Source organism: Bradyrhizobium erythrophlei, assembly GCF_900129505.1.
Classification (GTDB): domain Bacteria; phylum Pseudomonadota; class Alphaproteobacteria; order Rhizobiales; family Xanthobacteraceae; genus Bradyrhizobium; species Bradyrhizobium erythrophlei_D.
This window is the reverse complement of record NZ_LT670818.1, coordinates 3073885-3090607: the sequence shown is the minus strand read 5'-3', so window position 1 is coordinate 3090607 and position 16723 is coordinate 3073885. Positions and strand designations below refer to the sequence as shown.

The 16723-nt window shown below is 57.5% G+C and carries 17 protein-coding genes; 7 read left to right on the top strand and 10 right to left on the bottom strand.

The features are described 5' to 3' along the window. Positions 1-466: 466 nt before the first annotated feature. The 6 genes from B5525_RS14305 to B5525_RS14280 all read left to right on the top strand — a co-directional run bounded on the left by B5525_RS14305 (position 467) and on the right by B5525_RS14280 (position 3297). Positions 467-658 carry a hypothetical protein gene (locus B5525_RS14305; protein ID WP_079566580.1) on the top strand — a complete coding sequence of 64 codons (192 nt, stop codon included), beginning with the start codon at positions 467-469 and terminating at the stop codon, positions 656-658. A gap of 95 nt (positions 659-753) precedes the next feature. Continuing rightward, a complete protein-coding gene (locus tag B5525_RS14300; protein ID WP_244567897.1) occupies positions 754-1047 on the top strand; it encodes a hypothetical protein in 294 nt (97 codons plus the stop codon). Between the two features lie 368 nt (positions 1048-1415). After that, positions 1416-1706 (top strand): hypothetical protein, encoded by a 291-nt coding sequence (locus tag B5525_RS14295; protein WP_079566579.1) that lies wholly within the window; start codon positions 1416-1418, stop codon positions 1704-1706. A gap of 331 nt (positions 1707-2037) precedes the next feature. Further along, a complete protein-coding gene (locus tag B5525_RS43895; protein WP_154073214.1) occupies positions 2038-2199 on the top strand; it encodes a hypothetical protein in 162 nt (53 codons plus the stop codon). Positions 2200-2380: 181 nt separating this feature from the next. Then, positions 2381-2842, top strand: coding sequence for a PepSY domain-containing protein (locus tag B5525_RS14285; RefSeq protein WP_172899874.1), 462 nt, complete (start codon positions 2381-2383; stop codon positions 2840-2842). 143 nt (positions 2843-2985) lie between these two features. Further along, positions 2986-3297 (top strand): H-NS family nucleoid-associated regulatory protein, encoded by a 312-nt coding sequence (locus tag B5525_RS14280; protein ID WP_079566577.1) that lies wholly within the window; start codon positions 2986-2988, stop codon positions 3295-3297. Positions 3298-3824: 527 nt separating this feature from the next. Here the strand turns inward: B5525_RS14280 and B5525_RS14265 are convergent. Further along, a complete protein-coding gene (locus B5525_RS14265) occupies positions 3825-3983 on the bottom strand; it encodes a DUF2934 domain-containing protein (RefSeq protein ID WP_079566574.1) in 159 nt (52 codons plus the stop codon). A gap of 236 nt (positions 3984-4219) precedes the next feature. Between B5525_RS14265 and B5525_RS43890 the strand changes: the two genes are divergently transcribed. After that, on the top strand, positions 4220-4405 hold the full coding sequence (locus B5525_RS43890; RefSeq protein ID WP_154073213.1) for a hypothetical protein: 186 nt from the start codon (positions 4220-4222) through the stop codon (positions 4403-4405). 964 nt (positions 4406-5369) lie between these two features. Here the strand turns inward: B5525_RS43890 and B5525_RS14260 are convergent. From B5525_RS14260 to B5525_RS14225, 9 genes are all read right to left on the bottom strand, one after another. After that, complete coding sequence (locus B5525_RS14260) at positions 5370-6875, bottom strand: hypothetical protein (RefSeq protein WP_197687920.1); 1506 nt, start codon at positions 6873-6875, stop codon at positions 5370-5372. Between the two features lie 27 nt (positions 6876-6902). Continuing rightward, positions 6903-7400, bottom strand: a complete 498-nt coding sequence (locus tag B5525_RS14255) for a hypothetical protein (RefSeq protein WP_244567896.1) — start codon at positions 7398-7400, stop codon at positions 6903-6905. Positions 7401-7903: 503 nt separating this feature from the next. Beyond that, complete coding sequence (locus B5525_RS14250; protein ID WP_244568039.1) at positions 7904-10330, bottom strand: bifunctional DNA primase/polymerase; 2427 nt, start codon at positions 10328-10330, stop codon at positions 7904-7906. A 103-nt stretch (positions 10331-10433) separates the two neighbouring features. Continuing rightward, entirely contained in the window at positions 10434-10712 is a 279-nt protein-coding gene (locus B5525_RS43885; RefSeq protein ID WP_154073212.1) for a hypothetical protein, read from the bottom strand. Between the two features lie 468 nt (positions 10713-11180). After that, positions 11181-12671 carry a DUF3631 domain-containing protein gene (locus B5525_RS14245; RefSeq protein WP_172899873.1) on the bottom strand — a complete coding sequence of 497 codons (1491 nt, stop codon included), beginning with the start codon at positions 12669-12671 and terminating at the stop codon, positions 11181-11183. A 102-nt stretch (positions 12672-12773) separates the two neighbouring features. Continuing rightward, positions 12774-13055, bottom strand: coding sequence for a helix-turn-helix transcriptional regulator (locus B5525_RS14240; RefSeq protein ID WP_079566571.1), 282 nt, complete (start codon positions 13053-13055; stop codon positions 12774-12776). 95 nt (positions 13056-13150) lie between these two features. Beyond that, positions 13151-13681 (bottom strand): hypothetical protein, encoded by a 531-nt coding sequence (locus tag B5525_RS14235; protein WP_079566570.1) that lies wholly within the window; start codon positions 13679-13681, stop codon positions 13151-13153. Continuing rightward, the gene (locus B5525_RS14230) at positions 13678-15138 is read right to left on the bottom strand and encodes a tyrosine-type recombinase/integrase (RefSeq protein ID WP_079566569.1); all 1461 of its coding nucleotides are present in this window, start codon (positions 15136-15138) and stop codon (positions 13678-13680) included. Before B5525_RS14230 ends, B5525_RS14235 begins: the two co-directional genes overlap by 4 nt. Then, positions 15135-15341 (bottom strand): hypothetical protein, encoded by a 207-nt coding sequence (locus tag B5525_RS14225; RefSeq protein WP_154073211.1) that lies wholly within the window; start codon positions 15339-15341, stop codon positions 15135-15137. The genes B5525_RS14230 and B5525_RS14225 overlap by 4 nt, the downstream gene beginning before the upstream one ends. Between the last annotated feature and the right edge of the window lie 1382 nt (positions 15342-16723).

Here is a 16723-nt window from a genome sequence, read left to right as displayed (position 1 = left end):
GCGAAGAGGAAATAGTTCGAGCGCGCGATTTGTCTCGCTATCGCCGCCCAACAAGCGCAGCCTTTGCCGCGGGCCCCTCGCGATAGGAGGCCAGGTCGTGGACGGGAAAATATTCAACAGCCGCGGCGTCTACGTCGGCAGGGTGCTGGGCTCGTGCATTTTGGACCTTAGAGGCCTGAGGATCTATGACCTCAAAGGTACCAACGTCTACAAACTGTCTGGTGAATTGGTCGGTCACCTCCTCCCTGCAGATGGCCGCAGGTCCGAAAGGCGTTTGGACAAATCGGCTGACAAGCTGTTCCGGGACGGTTAGGCGCGATCTACTAATTTGCGACGATCGCCAAGCCTCCCGGGCGGCTTTCGCGCGTCACCCAGTGTCCCGGCCTGATTAGGAAACCATTGACGGGTCCATGCCATGCTTTTCGGCATGGCGATTAGGCGCCATCAATCGCGGAGGTCGTGCCAAATGAGTGAGCAAAATCGAGAGATGATCGGTGAGATTAGGATCCGCATGGGCAGTCTCCCAAGGGGCGCGGCGATCGACTCTTTGGCGTTGGCTACGGAATTGGCTTACGGCTATTCGTGGGAAGTTTCCGAGGTTCGAGAACTTGTCCGATGCGAAGCCGACGCCAAGAGTGTGATGCTGCTCGACGACTAGAGCTCCCCGGTAGCACGCTTTGTTAGTGTGCCCCTGCGACGAAGGCCCAATATCCAGCGGCTTCACTCCCAGCGCATTCGGCGCGATCATGGCGCATGCCCGCTCTCACCCGCCGCCGATATCCCGAGCGCCCCGACTGCTGGCACGTCTACTACGGCGACGTGCATGTGGGAACGATAGCGATCCGCGCCGGCGTCCCGGTCGATGCCGACCAATGGGGTTGGGACTGCGGTTTCTATCCGCCGTCACACCATGGCCTGCAGCTCCAAGGCACGGCCGAAACCTTCGAACAGGCGCGGGCCGATTTCGAGGCCGCCTGGAGAGAATATCTCCCGAAGTGCTCGCAGGCCGACTTCGAGGAATGCCGCCGGCAGTGCGCCCGGACCTGATGGAAATATGCCATGTGGGACAATGGCTGCAGGATGCCGACGCAATCGACCGATGGCCGGTCACGGTGCTTCTGCGGTGAAACGATCGATATCGCGGGCGTGGACCAGCATGTCTACGCGACGCACATGGACGGCCGTCCGAATTTCCATTGAGAGGAAGAGGCGCAACACACAACCGCAAAAAAGGAGGAACAACGATGCGACTATTCACACGCGTAACCCACGCTGCGGTCGCTGGCGGTCAACAAACAACCTACGACCTTGGCTGGTTTCCGATAGCTGTCTCTGCACTTGCCGCCTTGGGTACCTTTGGCAACTTTGCTTTGAATCTCGGCATCCATTTCAAATGGTGGTAATGATTAGAAAATATGGCTGATAAGGGCTGGTCACGCCGCTTCGAGGATCCGGTCATCCTCCCCAACGGTCGCCAGCTCGTCACGCTGCTTGACGCAGAAAATTACATAGCCGGCCTGCCGCGCAAGGAAGCCGAGAGCGACGCATGGCAGGCCGCAATCGAGGCCCTGATCCTGGTTGCGACGTCCGGCGGGCCAACGATGTTCGCGCGCATCGGGATCATGCGGGCATTGAACCACGGCAAGCCCGATCCGGCACCGATGCCGCGCCGGAAGCGCGGCAAGGCCTACAGGGTCATTCGATAGCTAAGTTGGAACGAATCCGCCGGCTCGGGCTTGAATCCGGGTTCTGTTGTGAATGGCAGCGATGAATTGAGATGCGAGAAATGTTCCTGATGGGGCTTGGCGCGCTGCTCGTTCTCGGCGGTGTCTTGTATATGGTGCGCGCTACTATTTGGCGGGGATCGCTTAGCGGCCCGGATTCCGGCCGGCCGGTTCGCGGCACTCTGGAGCCGCGACGGCGCGGAGTGGGATTCTTGGGGCTCGAAGCGAACTGGCCGGGTATTCTCCTTACGGCAATCGGTGCAGTTCTGTTGACGTTGGGTGCCAGTTTCTAACCTCGGTGCGGAGCGGCGGAATGGCAGACCGCGCGGCCCTGATGATCATGGCGGATCGCGGGCCGCTGATGCATGCCCACGTTGGAATGCTGAGGGCATTGAACCGGCATGTTGAGCGCGAGTTCAATCCGGATCGGAAAGATCATCGTCGGGGAAAGCGCAAGCTGGCGCGGGATCGGTGACCTGCTGTTGATAACGGCTCGGGTGAGTCAATTTGACTCAGGGCCAAGCGAACACCGCTCCACCACATCAAGGCTGCTGATGTTGCGGAGATTGTTGAAGTTGCGAAGATTTGTGAGGCTGCTTATGTTGCGACGGGGATAAGAGGTCCGTCCGAGAGGAATGAACTTGAGAATCCCGGTTATGGTTGCATTAGCCGCGTCAGTTATCGGCCCTGCATTCGGACAGACGCAGCCCACGCGACCGTCCGCTTATCCGACCGCCCCAACGATGCCTTCGGCCTTCGCGACCGCTCCCCTAAATCCTTGCTATGCCCGCTCGTCGTATAATCCCACCAGCCCCTGCTACTCCGGTACTTCGTATCCGTCCTACACTGCGATTGAGCCGTTCGAATTTCCCAACGCGACAAATCGACAGGCCCTACCGGGTGCCGACAGCCTTAACGGTGATCAGGCGAAGCAGCGAATTGAAGCAAAGGGCTATTCAGATGTTTCCGGATTGCAAAAGGACAATCGCGGAATTTGGCGTGGCGAAGCGACAATGAAAGATGGAAGGCCCGTAACTGTCATTCTCGATCTGGAAGGGAATATCTACTCCGAACTGTCTCCGTCCATCACCATCCGTCCGCTCAACCCCAACGATTGAACGATTGGTAAGCGCCTTTGAACTGCGCCACGCTTTTGCCACACCATCGCATTGCAGCATCATGAATTGAGAACAATTGCCCTTTTCACCCGCCCGCCGACCAATCAAGATGAGACGAAATGAATCGGTGCTGGGGATGCGCAATGAAACGAGCTGAGTTTGAACAGATGAGCGTCGACCACCTGTGGAAACTGCGGGCGGAGATCTCTGCTATTCTTGCGGCAAGGATAGGCGAAGAAAAGAAATTGATTGAGGAGCGTCTAATCCGACTTCGGGCCAATTCGCGTCAGGCGTCTGAAATCCATGAATCCGAGCGCCGGCCCTACCCCCGCGTGTTTCCAAAATTTCGAAACCCGGACGACTTTTCGCAGACCTGGGCGGGTCGCGGGAAGCAGCCACGGTGGCTGACGGCGCAGCTCAAATCCGGCAGGCGGGTCGACGAATTTAGAATTTAGTTTATTAACGGCTTGATCAAGCGGCTGGGTTGGTCCGGGGAGCGCTTAGCCCGCGACGTTCCTTTGCTTTCCGCATCTTCCACTGCCTTTCGAAGATCAAGCAGCTCGGCATATTGAAAGCAGAGCGCCCTGGTATCTCTCGGCTTGCGGATGACGTCCTTCGGCGCAGGCGTCCTGGGCTTTTTCATTTACGAACGCCTTACATCACTGCATCCTGAAATGCGTTGCAGTTGCGGAGCCAGACTCGCGCCACCCATTGGAATTTTTAATATCTTGCTTGCCATGAATGGTCGATGAACCGACGAGACAGACGTTGCTGGAGAAAGCGGCTTTCACGGAACTCCGCAATTAATGCCTTGTAGTTGGCTTTTCGGCGATGATCTCACTCACGTCGGGCTCGTCGGCGCTGTTGCACTGGCAGGGCATCCCAGCGCCGCACTGACAACCTAACTCATCATCCCAGGCTCGGTCGGGATGGTTTTCACACACCCACCCGATGCCGAAACAAACAGGACATTTCTTATCCATCAGAGATTATCGGGCGTCCGCAACGGTGACTTATCTTCATTTCGTAATTCCTGTTCGGCTTGATGGTAGAACTCCTGATCTTTTCCTTCAGGCTCGCCCGCTTGCTGCCAGAGTTCATAGGCACGTCGGACGATTTCAATGTGAGTTGGTTGCGCCATTTGCTTTCACCTTGAAGACAAACCCGCCCGGCGCGGGAGAGCAACCGGACGGGCCAGGAGTGGAGCTTCCGGGGAGGGGGAGAAGCCCCCGCAGAATAAATCGCCTTGGCGCTTATCCGTTCCAGAGTTCGGAACCGGACGTGAGTGGTGAAGAAAGCCCCTAAAAACTCGGGGAACTTTTCCACAAACTTAGAAATTAGGAGAACTGTTGACGACGCTCTGAGAGGAGGTCCGACATGGGCAAAAAAACCCTTTTTCCTGATGACAATACCATCCGGGGTGTGGCCGAGACAAAACAAGCTGAAGCCGATGCACTCCCGCCGGGACAAGAGAAGCGCAAACTCCAAAAAGAAGCGAACAGCTACAGAATCCTTTCGGAAGCTAAGAGTTGGATCTCCGGTGAGTTGAAGCCCCCGCGGTAGTTAAGGGATTTTTTCGCTCTTCCGGCCGATGCCGTACGGTTAGGACGATCGGCCTGGCGCGCCCTGCCGGGGGAAACGCCAGGCCGGCGTCCGCCGCCGCGGCCAAATCGATGCAAGGGGCGTGCCCCGGACGGTCGCATTTTTTAAAATTGACGGCGCGTCTGTGCCCAGCGGTCTAAAGGACGAAGGCCGCCCACACAAATCCTGCGATCACTACCAAAAGCCCGGTCGCAATGAGGGCGAGGAAAAACTTGGCCATAGGGGCCAAACCCACGAGATGTTTGTTTGTGCCTATGGAGCCCTGAGTTCAGCTCTCGGGCAAGGACAGCATGTTCCTGCACTGCGTTGGCATACAGCCTTGTCTGCAGCCAAAGTCCGTGGGTCGGGTCCAGTGCGTCGCTGTCTCCCGACGGGGCCACTGCGTCTGCCGGAATTTGGTGACGCTTCGGCGCGCGAGGCTGTCGTGGCGGTCCATGGCATCGAGCCAGGCCGCAAGAAGGGGTTGGCGCCGGCGAAGCGCTCGCTTTGCTTTATCGGCAGGCTGAGTCTCCATGCCGGCAGAATAGCTTCTGATGGTTGAAAAATGGTTGCGATCGTAAGCCCGCCCGGCGAGCGCCGTCTGGGCGCGCGCCGGGGGCGCCCCGTCCGGTGTGGGTTTTGACCGTTAGGCTTAGAATGGACACTGAACTTAGTGCTATCACGGAGCCGATGCTAAAAGAGGGGCCGACAGCCCCAACGTATGGGCGAGTCCCGCTGAGTCATCTAGGGGCCATCTGAGTTGCCCCGTGGGTTCGGCGGACGGTTCGGGATTCAAACTGATGCCATTCGGCATGGCCCAACAAGATTTAGCACCGTCGCCAAAAACTCAAACAATACAGCGGTACAATATGGGCCAATGTTTAACATGTCGCCTTGAATTACCGAATGATATCAACAGCTGGCCAAATCCCACCCCTTCCGTCAATTACACGGGACCCCACCACTGGCCGCCACCGCCACCGTTGTAATACCGATAGAACTTTTCGGTGGTTGAAAGCTGCTGGCCGGGTATCGGCGTGTCATGGGGTCCGCCACAGATGATCGGCGCGACAATCGGCACTTCCTGTGCTTGCCGTTGCGCGGCTGCGACCAGCGCGCCAGCGACGGCGTCGATGATGTCGTCATGGCCGCCGCTTGGATGGTCGATGATATCCCTGCCACGGCCGGTCTGGCGTTCCAGGCTGCAAAGTTGGCCTGTTACCGTAGCCAGCTCCAGCAGCTCGACTCGTTTTGAATTGAGCATGGGCAGCAGGTTCAGATAGATGATGGCCTTGGGGGTCAGTGTGGTGAATTGATAATCGACACCATGAACGGCAAAGCCCTGGCGTGGCCAATCCCCGGCGTATCGGTCGCCTTGGCAGCTGGCGATGCCATAGGTCTTGATCGTGTCGGCGAATTCCCTTGCTGCATCGTCGGTGGAGAAGTGTGGCTTGCGTTCGCGGACGCAATCGAGGATGGCCCGATCACCTTCCATGTGGGCAATCGCCAGCGTCATGCTGTCGGTGCCGCTGCCGCCCGACGGATCGACGAAAGCGACATACGGGACGCCATCGCGTGGTGGTAATTCATGACGGCCAAGGCAAACCGCAGCGTCGACCACTTCGCGGCTGATAAAGGATTCAAGATCGGTGCGAAACTCCGCGCCGTATTCTGCGGTCGCGCTGGCGGCGTCATCTTCATACGCGGCGTCAATGAAGCTTTGCGGCACACTGGGATTCATGGTTCGCGTTGGCGCTTTCCAGAACAACACCGGCGAGTCCTTGCCGTAATGTTTTCGGTAGGCGTCCCACATGGCGCCTCGACGTGCATAAGGGCTGGATGCACACAACAGCATGGCGTTCGGAATGGTGGCCGTTGCCGGTCTTATCGCCTGCAAGATTTCCTTGTCGGGGTTGGCCGACTCGTCTGATCTCCAAAATGCGATCTCGTCGCACAACGCAGCGACCAACGTGTAGCCGCGTGTTGCTCTGAAGCTGGCGGTCTGTATCTCAATCGTGATTCGATTAGTCAGATCAAATGAGTCGGCGCGCTCGTGTTCGATCATGCGAGCCAGCATCGGCACGCCAGTCAGCAGACCTTTGACGTAGCGGAAGATCGTTCGCGCGGCTTTTCGATCTTGGGCGATGATGATAATTGTGCCGCGTTCGCCAGCGATTAGGTGCTGCCGATATTCGCGGAAGCACGCCAGGAACACGGCGATCAATGCAAGGATGAATGATTTACCGCCGCGCCTGCCAATGGCCAGCCATACTTCGGTGATCGGCTTGTCGGGTGGTGCCTCACGGCCCGTGCACTGTTGATAGGTGGCCAACTGTTGCGGCGTCATCGGCAATGCGAACAACGCGGCGATGAATGTGAACCAGTTTTCCCAAGACGAACGCTTCTTGAACCAAGAGCTGAATAATTGGCGGTCACCGATAGCGTCGAGCAAAGTGGTTAGCGCTTTCACGGCGTCAGGTTATTGGCCTCCCTCGATTTCGACGTCGGCGTGATCGTCATCGACGCGTTGCGCCAGGTATTCCGAAAGGGTCGGCGTCACGTCGCGGCATCGACGCTCCAGACCAATTGCCTCAAGCAATCGACGCAAATTATTCGATCCGCGAAGATAAAGGTCCAGTTGTTCTGCCGTGGGACCTTTGCGGCTCGATTTGAAATCTTGCTCAATCCATTCAAGTTCGGTCGTGATCGTTGCAATCCGACGAATGATTGAGCGTTCGGCGTAACTGACTACATCTTCCCCGCCGCAATCGGCGATGTGCAACGAAAGCACGTCCCCCAAACGTCTGGACCAGCCGGATCGGCCATCGCGGACCGTGGTGGCAAACAGCTTGCCATTGGTGACGCGGGACCTTTGCTTGGCAGGGCGACCGACAGCCGCGCCGACACCAGCCACGGCGGTTGCACGCTTGGTTAATTGGGCGCCATTGGCAGGCTCACGGTTGCGGAACGGTTCCATCGCAATTCCCTTGGTCGTTTTCGGCCGTTTCGGCCGACACCTGCCGCCCCTGCGCTGCCCCCAGCCGAAGCGGCGTCTACCAATCAGGTGCTAAGTCATTGTATATATAGGGTGTTTGCAACGTACGACCAGCCCATCGCTAACTGCTTGGTTTGGTTTGGGAATCGTTGAAATAAGGCTGTTTTGGGCCGGTTGGTCGCAGGGTGTTGCGGTTGGCCTTGGTTCAGTAGTGCTATTTCAGGTTGTGGCTATTTCAGGGTCCGCGCACGCGGTGTTGGCTGCCTCCTCCACCCTGCCCGTAAAAAGTTGCGTGCTCCCGAAAATTTTTGGCGCAGTCAAAAGTGGGGGGCATTGGTAGGCATAGCGGGTGGTTTTTGGGCTACGTGTGCAATTTAGCAGTCGTTTTTTTTAATATGCTAAATTGGGGGAGTGGGGGCGAAAAACCCCCCATGGCCACCAATGCCCACCACCCGCCAAGCCTTACCCCTGTCCCGTAAATGGGGTCAAAACGGCTGCTTGACGCATTGCTCCCGGTATCGTTGCCCTGCCTGCTCGCCATCACGGTGTTCAATCCACCAAACCGGGGAGCCACGACTTATGACGACGCCTTCACTTGTTTTGTTGGTAAATCGCACACCGTCGACGATCTTGCCGTTATTGCTACGGAGCCATCTTCCAAGAGCGTCGTTGTCAATAGGGTCGTCGGGGTCGATATTATCTCCCTTCCTTGGTGCGACCGCTGCCATGGCGTCGCGCAAGTCTGAAAACTGCGGGGTGCCGGGGCTGCTGGTTTGCTTGGCGGTGTGGACCGCCTTGGCCATGGTGCACCTGGAGCTAAACCCGATACCGATTGCAACGGCCCATGCCGTCAGCATGTTCTGCCGCCGTATCAGCTCCGGGTCTTCCTTGCGGGTGGTCTCCATGGAATCCACCGGGTCAGCCTTCCCCAACCACTTCAGTGCCGAGCGAACCGTGTTGCTCCAACCTTCGTATGACCCCAGCGGAACCACTTGGAATGGACGCCCAGCCACCACATGAGCGCGGCAGATGGTCAGGCAAGCGGCGATATACTGGCCGCGATTTTCCAATACCATCTCACGCGGTTTTTTCTTGAACTCGCGCAGCTCCGGTCGTTCCATCTTTGGGTCGATGGTGGTGGTAATCACCCGGCGAACAATGTCGCCGCGAAGCGTGATGTTGTTGCCGGTAGCGAATATCGAGGTCCCCCGCGCTTCGACCGTGATGAGTTTGGAAAGGCCGAGCATTCGGATTTCGACGCTGGGCCGTTCCAGATATTGACACAGCGCATCGCCACCCAATTCACCGTTGACATTGTCGATTGAGATCAACGGCTGTCCGGCCATCAGCGCCGAGCCCATACGTTTTTCGGTTTCCTCCTCATTTCTTCCGGCCGCTATCACCGGCATGTACTGGCCGATGGCGATGGCGGCGACTATGTCAAACAAATAGGATTTGCCGCTGGACGGGGTTGCGGCCTTGGCACTGTGCCCCGGGGTCATCATAAACGCACCTCGCACAACCGGCGTGATCAGCGCCGACAGCGCCACCGCTTGGGAGATTTCGTTGTCGAATGGGAATTCCTCCAGTAGATCTTCCAGCAGCGCCAGTGCCGTTAACGCATCGTCACGGGTCGGCTGGTCCGGCATGGTTGGTAATTTCGGCGGCGACACCAGCAGCAATCGGGTGGCCTTATCGTAACCCGGTGTCAGCAGCAGCGATCCGTCCGGCCGCATGGTCGGGGTGGTAATGACGCCATCGATAGTCGGGAACGGCCATTCGCCGTTGCGGCCGAGGATGGTTGAGGCAATTTCAAACGGCGGATTTGTCGGTACCCATTTTCCCTTCCTAACGTCCCAGCGCTCCCATTTGATAACTCTGGCGAGCATGTCGCGCATATAAACCGTATCGACTTGTTGAAGCTGCGCAACCTTGGTCTTTTGTCCTTCCGAGGCGGTGACTTCTTTTGTAATCGGACGCACCAGCAAGCCGCCGCGCTCAAAAAACTTCACGCCGGCAGCCTTCAACAATCGTTGCGCTTGTGTCGAGTTGATTGAAAGACCGTCAGCTTTGATCTGAATGACTGAACGCTGAATGGGCGGTGTCGGCATCGACGCTGTTCCGGTGGCCGCGTCGTCGTCACTCTTAAGTTCGCCCCCCTCGCCATAAAGCATCTCGTAAAGGTCTTCGGATTGATTTAGGTCCGAGCCATAGTCAAGAATCTTGGCGATAGCCTTGGCTGGTTCTTCACCAAACTGTTCACACAGGCCGGGGAAGCCTTGAACGTTCTCTCCCTTGGCATGTGCCTCGGCTGAATCCTTGGCGGTGCGGCTGCTATCCTTCTTCCATTTTTTATCGGGTGCGATGGCATGAACGAATTTTTCAATATCGTCAGGCGACCACCCGGCGCGGGCAAGGAAACCTCCCAGCGCCAACGCTGCGGCGTGACCGCTGCGACCGGGCCAATTGCGTCGCAGGATGGTTCCTACCGCGATTTTGGTGACGGCTAGTTTGAGCGTTGCATAATCGGAATGGGTCGGTGTCTCGTCACATACCCATTCAATAATCTCGCCGCTTTCGTGAGTGGAGCCGGGAAAAACAGTTTGCGCACCCTTTGACCCGCCACCCATTCGTAACTCGACAATGCCCTTGGCATCCTTGCCAATCTTGTCGGTCAGCTTAAGTACCGCTTTGTCTGTCGGAGCGTCGTCAATTGTGTAAAGCAGGTGTGACGTCGCCTTGCTTTTCCGGCCAAACATGGCGGGGGTCTTCGGCAGGAAGTAAGGCGCGAGCTGGATTGCCTCGTCGCAGTCAAGGTCGATATCGGTGAGACCCTTGGAGTTGGGACCGAGTTGCACACCGACATTCAGTTTTGCTCCGTTGAAGTGTTTCGCAATATTGTCTTTGGTGATGATCCGATTTTGCCAATCGTCACCGATAGGATTTTTTTGCGGTAATGTACCGGGACAGGATTCCAGCTACGGCCGAGATAAGAGGTTGCGATTTCTAGTGGGGTCAGCATGGCGCAACATCCTCCCCGTTTGCAGAAGAGGAACGGTGCGGTTGATAGCACTGACGACGCGGCAGCAATGGTGGTGGCAATGGTGGCCTACGCCGTGCGGCCTGTAGCGCCTTGGCGCGGCGGTTGCCTTGGATGGCCTGCTTGGCTTCGCGGCTTAGGCCTTTGCCGAACCTGTAAAACAGGTTGCCGATCCGGCGATTCTCGCGGCGGGCCTTGCGGTTCGTTGCACTTGCAACGGTTTTGATTTTGGTGTAAGTATGCGGCTTAGGCATGGCTTGTCCTTTCTGGTGAGTTCATGCTTGGCATGGAATTTCCCTTTCCGGGGTTTCATGGAATCGCACAGCGCAACTGTGGTTTTTTGTTCTCCGTCACTCGACAGCACCGGTGACGGAGAATCTTTTTTGGCACATTGGGGAACGATTGACGGAAACGGAACGATTGCTTTTTCGCGCTCTACGTTTCGATGTCGCTGGACGCTGCTTTACGGCCTAGCGGAGCCGTCCCGTAAACGGGTGGCGAGGTCACATATTACGTTACGGCATAACCTATAGGATCTAATTCCTATGGTTAAACAGCACATTCATGTTGGCTCCTTTCGCATCGCCACCACACGCGGCCTGTCATCGTCGCCATGTGGTTCGTCTTTCCGTGCTAGCTAACGTTGTCGGAAAGACGAACCTGCCCGCAGAAGGTCAGCTTTCTGCGCCTCACCCGCGCGGCCTGCCGTGCACGCTGTGCCGTCACGCTGTGCCGGCGCCCGCGCGTCGCAAACTCCTGATATTGCTGCCATGTGCCGCTGTGCTGTTATCGGCGCAGTACACGCGCCAGACCGCTTCGAACTGCTCGCGCCGATAACCCTTTGCCGACTTGGTCTTGGCCGTCCGATGCAATGGCCAGATGCTGCGCGGCCTGATCTTGAATTCGCGCAGCATGGTTGCCAGCTCGCTATCCCTAAGCTTGTGCGGCGACCCGTCACCGCGAACGCCGCGAAATTCGCGCCAGTCAGAATCGTCCAAGGCATGCAACGCATCGAGCAGCACCTTGCTTGGCAAACGATCGACCGCGCGCGCATCGAACACCCTGCGGATATCGTCGAGCAGCAGGATCTTGACATCAGCGTCCTGGTATTCACGCGCCATGATCAGCATGGCCTCGCGCGCCCGCTCACCCCAGCCGAGAGAATCCGCAATACTAAGCAGCGGCCTCCAATTATCGGCGAGCCGGTTGCGTATCCCGGCCGGCATCTCGGGATCAGAATCAAGCTCGACGTCGCAGCGCCACAACAAAATCTGCGTGTAGGCCGCATTAAGTGCGGGATCAGGACGATAGGCATCAAGGCGCTGAAGTTCGCGGGCTCCGTCATAACGCTGCATGGTGATGGTGATACTGCGCGAGTTAAGAGTACGCGGCAGGCCGCCCATCGAATCAGGCAGCGCCAGCGCCAACGGTGCGAAGGTCGAGAATTTCCGCGTCTCGCCACGGTCCCTGATTGCCACCGTGCCGCCGTTGCGGTGGCCGGAGTTAAAGACGGCCCGAATCCGGCCATTCGGTTGCAGCCCGAGTCCAAGATTGTCCGCCTCGTCGATCAAGAGGGTTGGATGCGTTTCATCAATCAGATGAAAGATCGCGCTCGCTGTGATCGCATCGAACTTGGCGGCTTGCGATGTTGTGCGCGCCAGGACATCGATGAGCACGGTCTTTCCGCAGCCGGCGACCGGCGAGCGCAACGCTAATCGCGGCGACACCATGAAGTGGCGAAAGACGTGCGTATGCAGAATCCAGAGCGCGACAACGATGTATTCATGCTCGCGAAGTTCGACATACTCCTTGAGCAGGTAATGCATAAGCGCCAGCGGATTGACGCGCTCCGGATCACCCGACGATGAATTGCTGCTCACCCATGCTGCCGGCGCGGGCGAACACAGCTCATCAACCAGATCGTTCCAAGTCTTGCGATGCCGTGCGAGCAGCTCCGCAATATTCGCGCGCGCCTTGACGCGTTCCTCGGGATCACTGGAGCCGAGCGCAGCAATGTTATCGGCGAGATCAGCACGGATAGGCGCCGCGCCATCGCCGAGCAGCCGGATCAGATCGCTCCATGTCTTGCTGAACTGCCGGAAAAGGCTATCGATCCGGCCGCGCGCGGCTTCACTTTCATGCGTGTTATCGGAGCCGAGCGAGCGCAAGAGCTTGACGAGGCGTTCGCGCTCGCGCTCGCCGAACCGTTGCACGATGGTGCTGCCATGCTTTGTCATGACGGCACACCGGCACAATCTAGCAATTGCAAAGACTTGGAGCCGATTTGAGCCGTCACGCGTGTCGGCACTAGCTCGTCAGCGCACATTGCTCGCCTCGCCGTCGCGCTGCTCGATCAGGCTCTCGATCCAGGCATCAATTTCACTCTCGATAAAGCCGACACTAGCCTCGCCAAGCTTTACCGAACGCGGAAACTTCCCGGCCTTGATCAGTTCGATGATCCACTGCCGAGAGTACCGAATGCCTTTGTCCTTCAGATCCTGATAAGAGAGAATCCGGAGCTGCTTGTCTTGGCGGGATTGCCGATTCCGACGAGCTGACTCGCGCTCGGAGATTTCTTTGGAGGATGAGGATGTCATGTGCGTCGGCCCAGTTGGTAAACTGGGACCAAATTAGCGCAACCCCGCCCAGAGTCAGGGACAGGACAGGCCCGGTTTTGGGCCGTGACTTGAGCCTAGTCAGCGCCGCGCACAACGCGCTCTTTAAGCGCCCTGTAGCAGGCGCGTTTGAGATCGTGTTCCGGTTCGCCAGTTCGATATTCATGGACCAGGCTGGCAATGCTGCGCAGCGGACCACCTTCGGTGCCGGTCGGCGCTAGCCGTGAAAATTCCTTGATCAAACTGCAAGCAATAAAGCCGGTAAGCCATATCGAGGTATCGAACCTGACGTCCGGTCCCTTGATTTTTTCAAGCTGTTCGAATTGCTCGTCGAGCGCCTTGAATTGCTCGGGAAACGTTTCTTTCAGCAGCTCGGCAAGTTTGTCTTTTTGAAACTTGGCTCGGAATAATTTGGCGGCCTTGCTGATCGCGCTGGCATTGGTGATCGGCATCACTGCGGTACTTATCCTGGGCGTCAGCTCCAGCTTCTCCCTGATGGCCGCCTTGACGAAAGGTCGCGCATCCGCCGCACCCAGCCGCTCGTTCGATTTCAACGGCTCCAGTTGCTCGCAGATGGCTTGAATGATGTGTTCACGGGAGCGGGTCATTGTCGTGCTGCCTTCTGCGGCAGATGAACGATATTGCTATCGACCGGCTCCGGCTCCGGCTGCGGTGGCGGATTCACCAGCTCGTGCAGTCTGACACCCCATAATTCCAGAGCCTCGCGCTTCTCGTCGGCATATCCATAAATATTGTAGGTCCCGATAATGCCGATCTTCGCGTGAGCAAGGATTGCTTCGCTGACTTCCTCTTTCACCACCTTCAACGCCGACAGATTGGAGCGAATCGTGCGGCGGAGATCGTGATTGACCCACTCCTTCAAATCGACTTTTTGCGGATCGTTGCCGCGTTCTGCCGCGATGGCCCGCAACTGCTCCAGCACCTTGACGTCGATGGCGTCCTTGACCTTGGAGCCCATCCATAGCGGCTTCTTGCCTTTGGTGGTCGAGAACAGCAGATCGCCATGCTTGAAGCGCGGCAGGGTGTCGAGAATCTGCAGCATCGGCGCGGTCAGCGGCACCAGATGCGGACGAGCCCGTTTGCCGTCGCTGCCGACATTGCGGCCTTTCATCCTTGCCGCCGGGATGATCCATAGCTTCTTCGCCAGATCGAATTCGCTCCAGCTTGCTCTCACCATTTCATTGCGGCGTAAGCCGGTGAGCAGAAGCATTTTATAAATTGGTCCGACCGGATAAGGCGTTTGATCGGCAGCGCGCCACAGCGCTGTTATTTCGTCATCGTTCAAGGCGCGCTCACGCGAGTTCTTCTCGCCAATGACGGCGCGCGGCTTGATATCGGAGCACACCGACCGTTCTAAACCGAATGACTGATCCAGCGCCCAATTGAACAACGACTTGACAACAGCGAGTTGACTCCTCGCTTCGGCGGGGTGCCGCTTTTTCTTCATTTTGATGATTGCAAGAATGTCGGCGCGGTCGATGGTACCAATCGGGCGTTCTTTAAACGTCTTGGCAAAGGGATCGCGGAGAACTCGCGAGACATAATTCCATTTCCGCATGATCGGACGCTCCGGATTGGGGCCGATCACCCGTTCGTCGATATAGGCTTCGACCACCGACCCGAAGGTGTGATCTTTTTTTCGAGCTTCTTCCTTCTCCCGCCGTTCCATCTCGGCCTTGGGGTCCTTGCCCTGCTTGCCTATCTCAATCCAGTCGCGGGCGATGGCGTGGGCAGCGGCAAGGTCCATCGCATCAACGGCTCCGATTTCACGGCGGGTCCAGTGATTGGAGCCGGGAAACCGTCCAGCAAAAATGTAGGACAGATGGTTGTCGGTCACGCGGACTCCGAAGCCGGGCAATCCCGCATCCCAAATCGTATAGCGCTTGCCGGGTTGCGCCCGGGTCTTGTTCTTGAGCAGTTTTTTGATGGTCTTATCGGCCAGGATTTTCTTGGGAATCTTGAGCTTGTTGGATCGCTTTTCCGCGGGAGCCTTGGCAGCACTGAGGTCCGTCGGGTTCTCAGTGGTGGCGATCAGGTCGGTCATGGGAGCCTCCCTGCGGGAGCACAGGACAGCACTTCGAACCGCCCATATTCCACTTCGGCCAATGTCTTGCCCAAGGCTATCCGCGCCCTCACAACAGCGCGCGCCCCGGCGGTCGCTTCATCTTGGGCGAAGATCGGCCGGTCATGTTCCTTGCCTGTTTCCGGCTGGCGTAGCTTGACGCGATAAGCGGTTTTTCTTGGCATGGGAGCCTCCTTGGGGCAGCGCTGGGGCAGCAGAAGCGGGGTTGCTATGTGCTGCCCCCAATTGCCCCACATTACGCCAATCGCAGGGAAACTCAATGTTTATCGGCATTTCTGTTGCTACCAGTTACCGAGTGTTTACGCCACTTTACCCCGGGCCAAGCCGTTGGTAATGGAGAGGTCGACAGTTCAATCCTGTCTGGCAGCACCAGTTTTTTCAATATAATCAACGCTTGTCGCGAGTCAGGGGCAACGCTGCCCGGCGATCTTTGGCACCTGCACGCAGAACAAAGCACGAAACGGCGTGCACTTCCGTGCTGTCGGTTCGCGAGGTGTTCTTACGCGTTTTCTGGTTGCCTAATTTGATTTTGGCGGCTCACGGTGCGCCTAGTCCGCTGGCTGCATACCATCCTCAATCGCGATTGCAGTCAGCCTCGCTGGGTCCGTGACTCCTTCTGCTGCGGCTCGCAGAATTCGTTCCGCCATCTTCGCTTTTGTCGCGGGTGTCCGGTTTTCGGAAACAATCTGATTAACAGCCTCGTCGAGAACGGACCGCATTGTCCAAACCAGTTCCGGCTCAAACTGGGACGGTGACAATTTGGGCGATGGTGAAATCCGCACGGGGAATCTCCTGTCAGCAGACTGCCGTGTAGCCGTCGAGTGAGTCGGTGGCATGACAGCTTGCACACATTGTTTTGATTCAAAGTTTTGATTCAAAGTTTTGATTCAAACCGCACCGCTCACGGCGGCTATTTTGACGTGAGCAAAAGGCCGGAATTGGGAACCGACTTTGCCGCGTGGACGAACAAAGTTGCCTCCTTTCCGTGAAGAATTAGGTTGCGCGTGAGTTGGACGAACAGGCAGCGTTCGAAGCAACAAGCTTCGATATTCGCTGTCAATGCGCCACACCGCCACCAAGAGGAGGACAGTGTCGTGAGAGGAATAGCGATTGTTTTGGCGATCACAGGTGCGCTGGCGGTGTCAGGAATTGCCGCACCCGTGCCGGCCCAAGCCGGACGATTAGCTTCCACCCCCTATGGATGTGACCCCAGCGACGGGTCCTACCCTGGGTACGCGCCACCCTACGCCTACGTGGCATATCGTTACGGTTACCCTCGGGATTGCGGAGGCACTAGCATCTACTTTTACTTTGCACCTGCAGATTACGGCTATCGATACGGCGGACCCCGATATTTCCATCATTGGCATCGCGGCCAGCATCGTCGTTGGTAAGGTCGCGCAGTCCCTGCCGACGCAGGCGGCGGGGACGGCACATATCGCGCAGCGCGACAAGGGTCACCTCAGTTCGCGGCCCGTTTCATTTCGAATGTCGCCCACGCGAAAAATGACCGCGTCGGGACGCCTGTAATCCAGATCCGCTATGC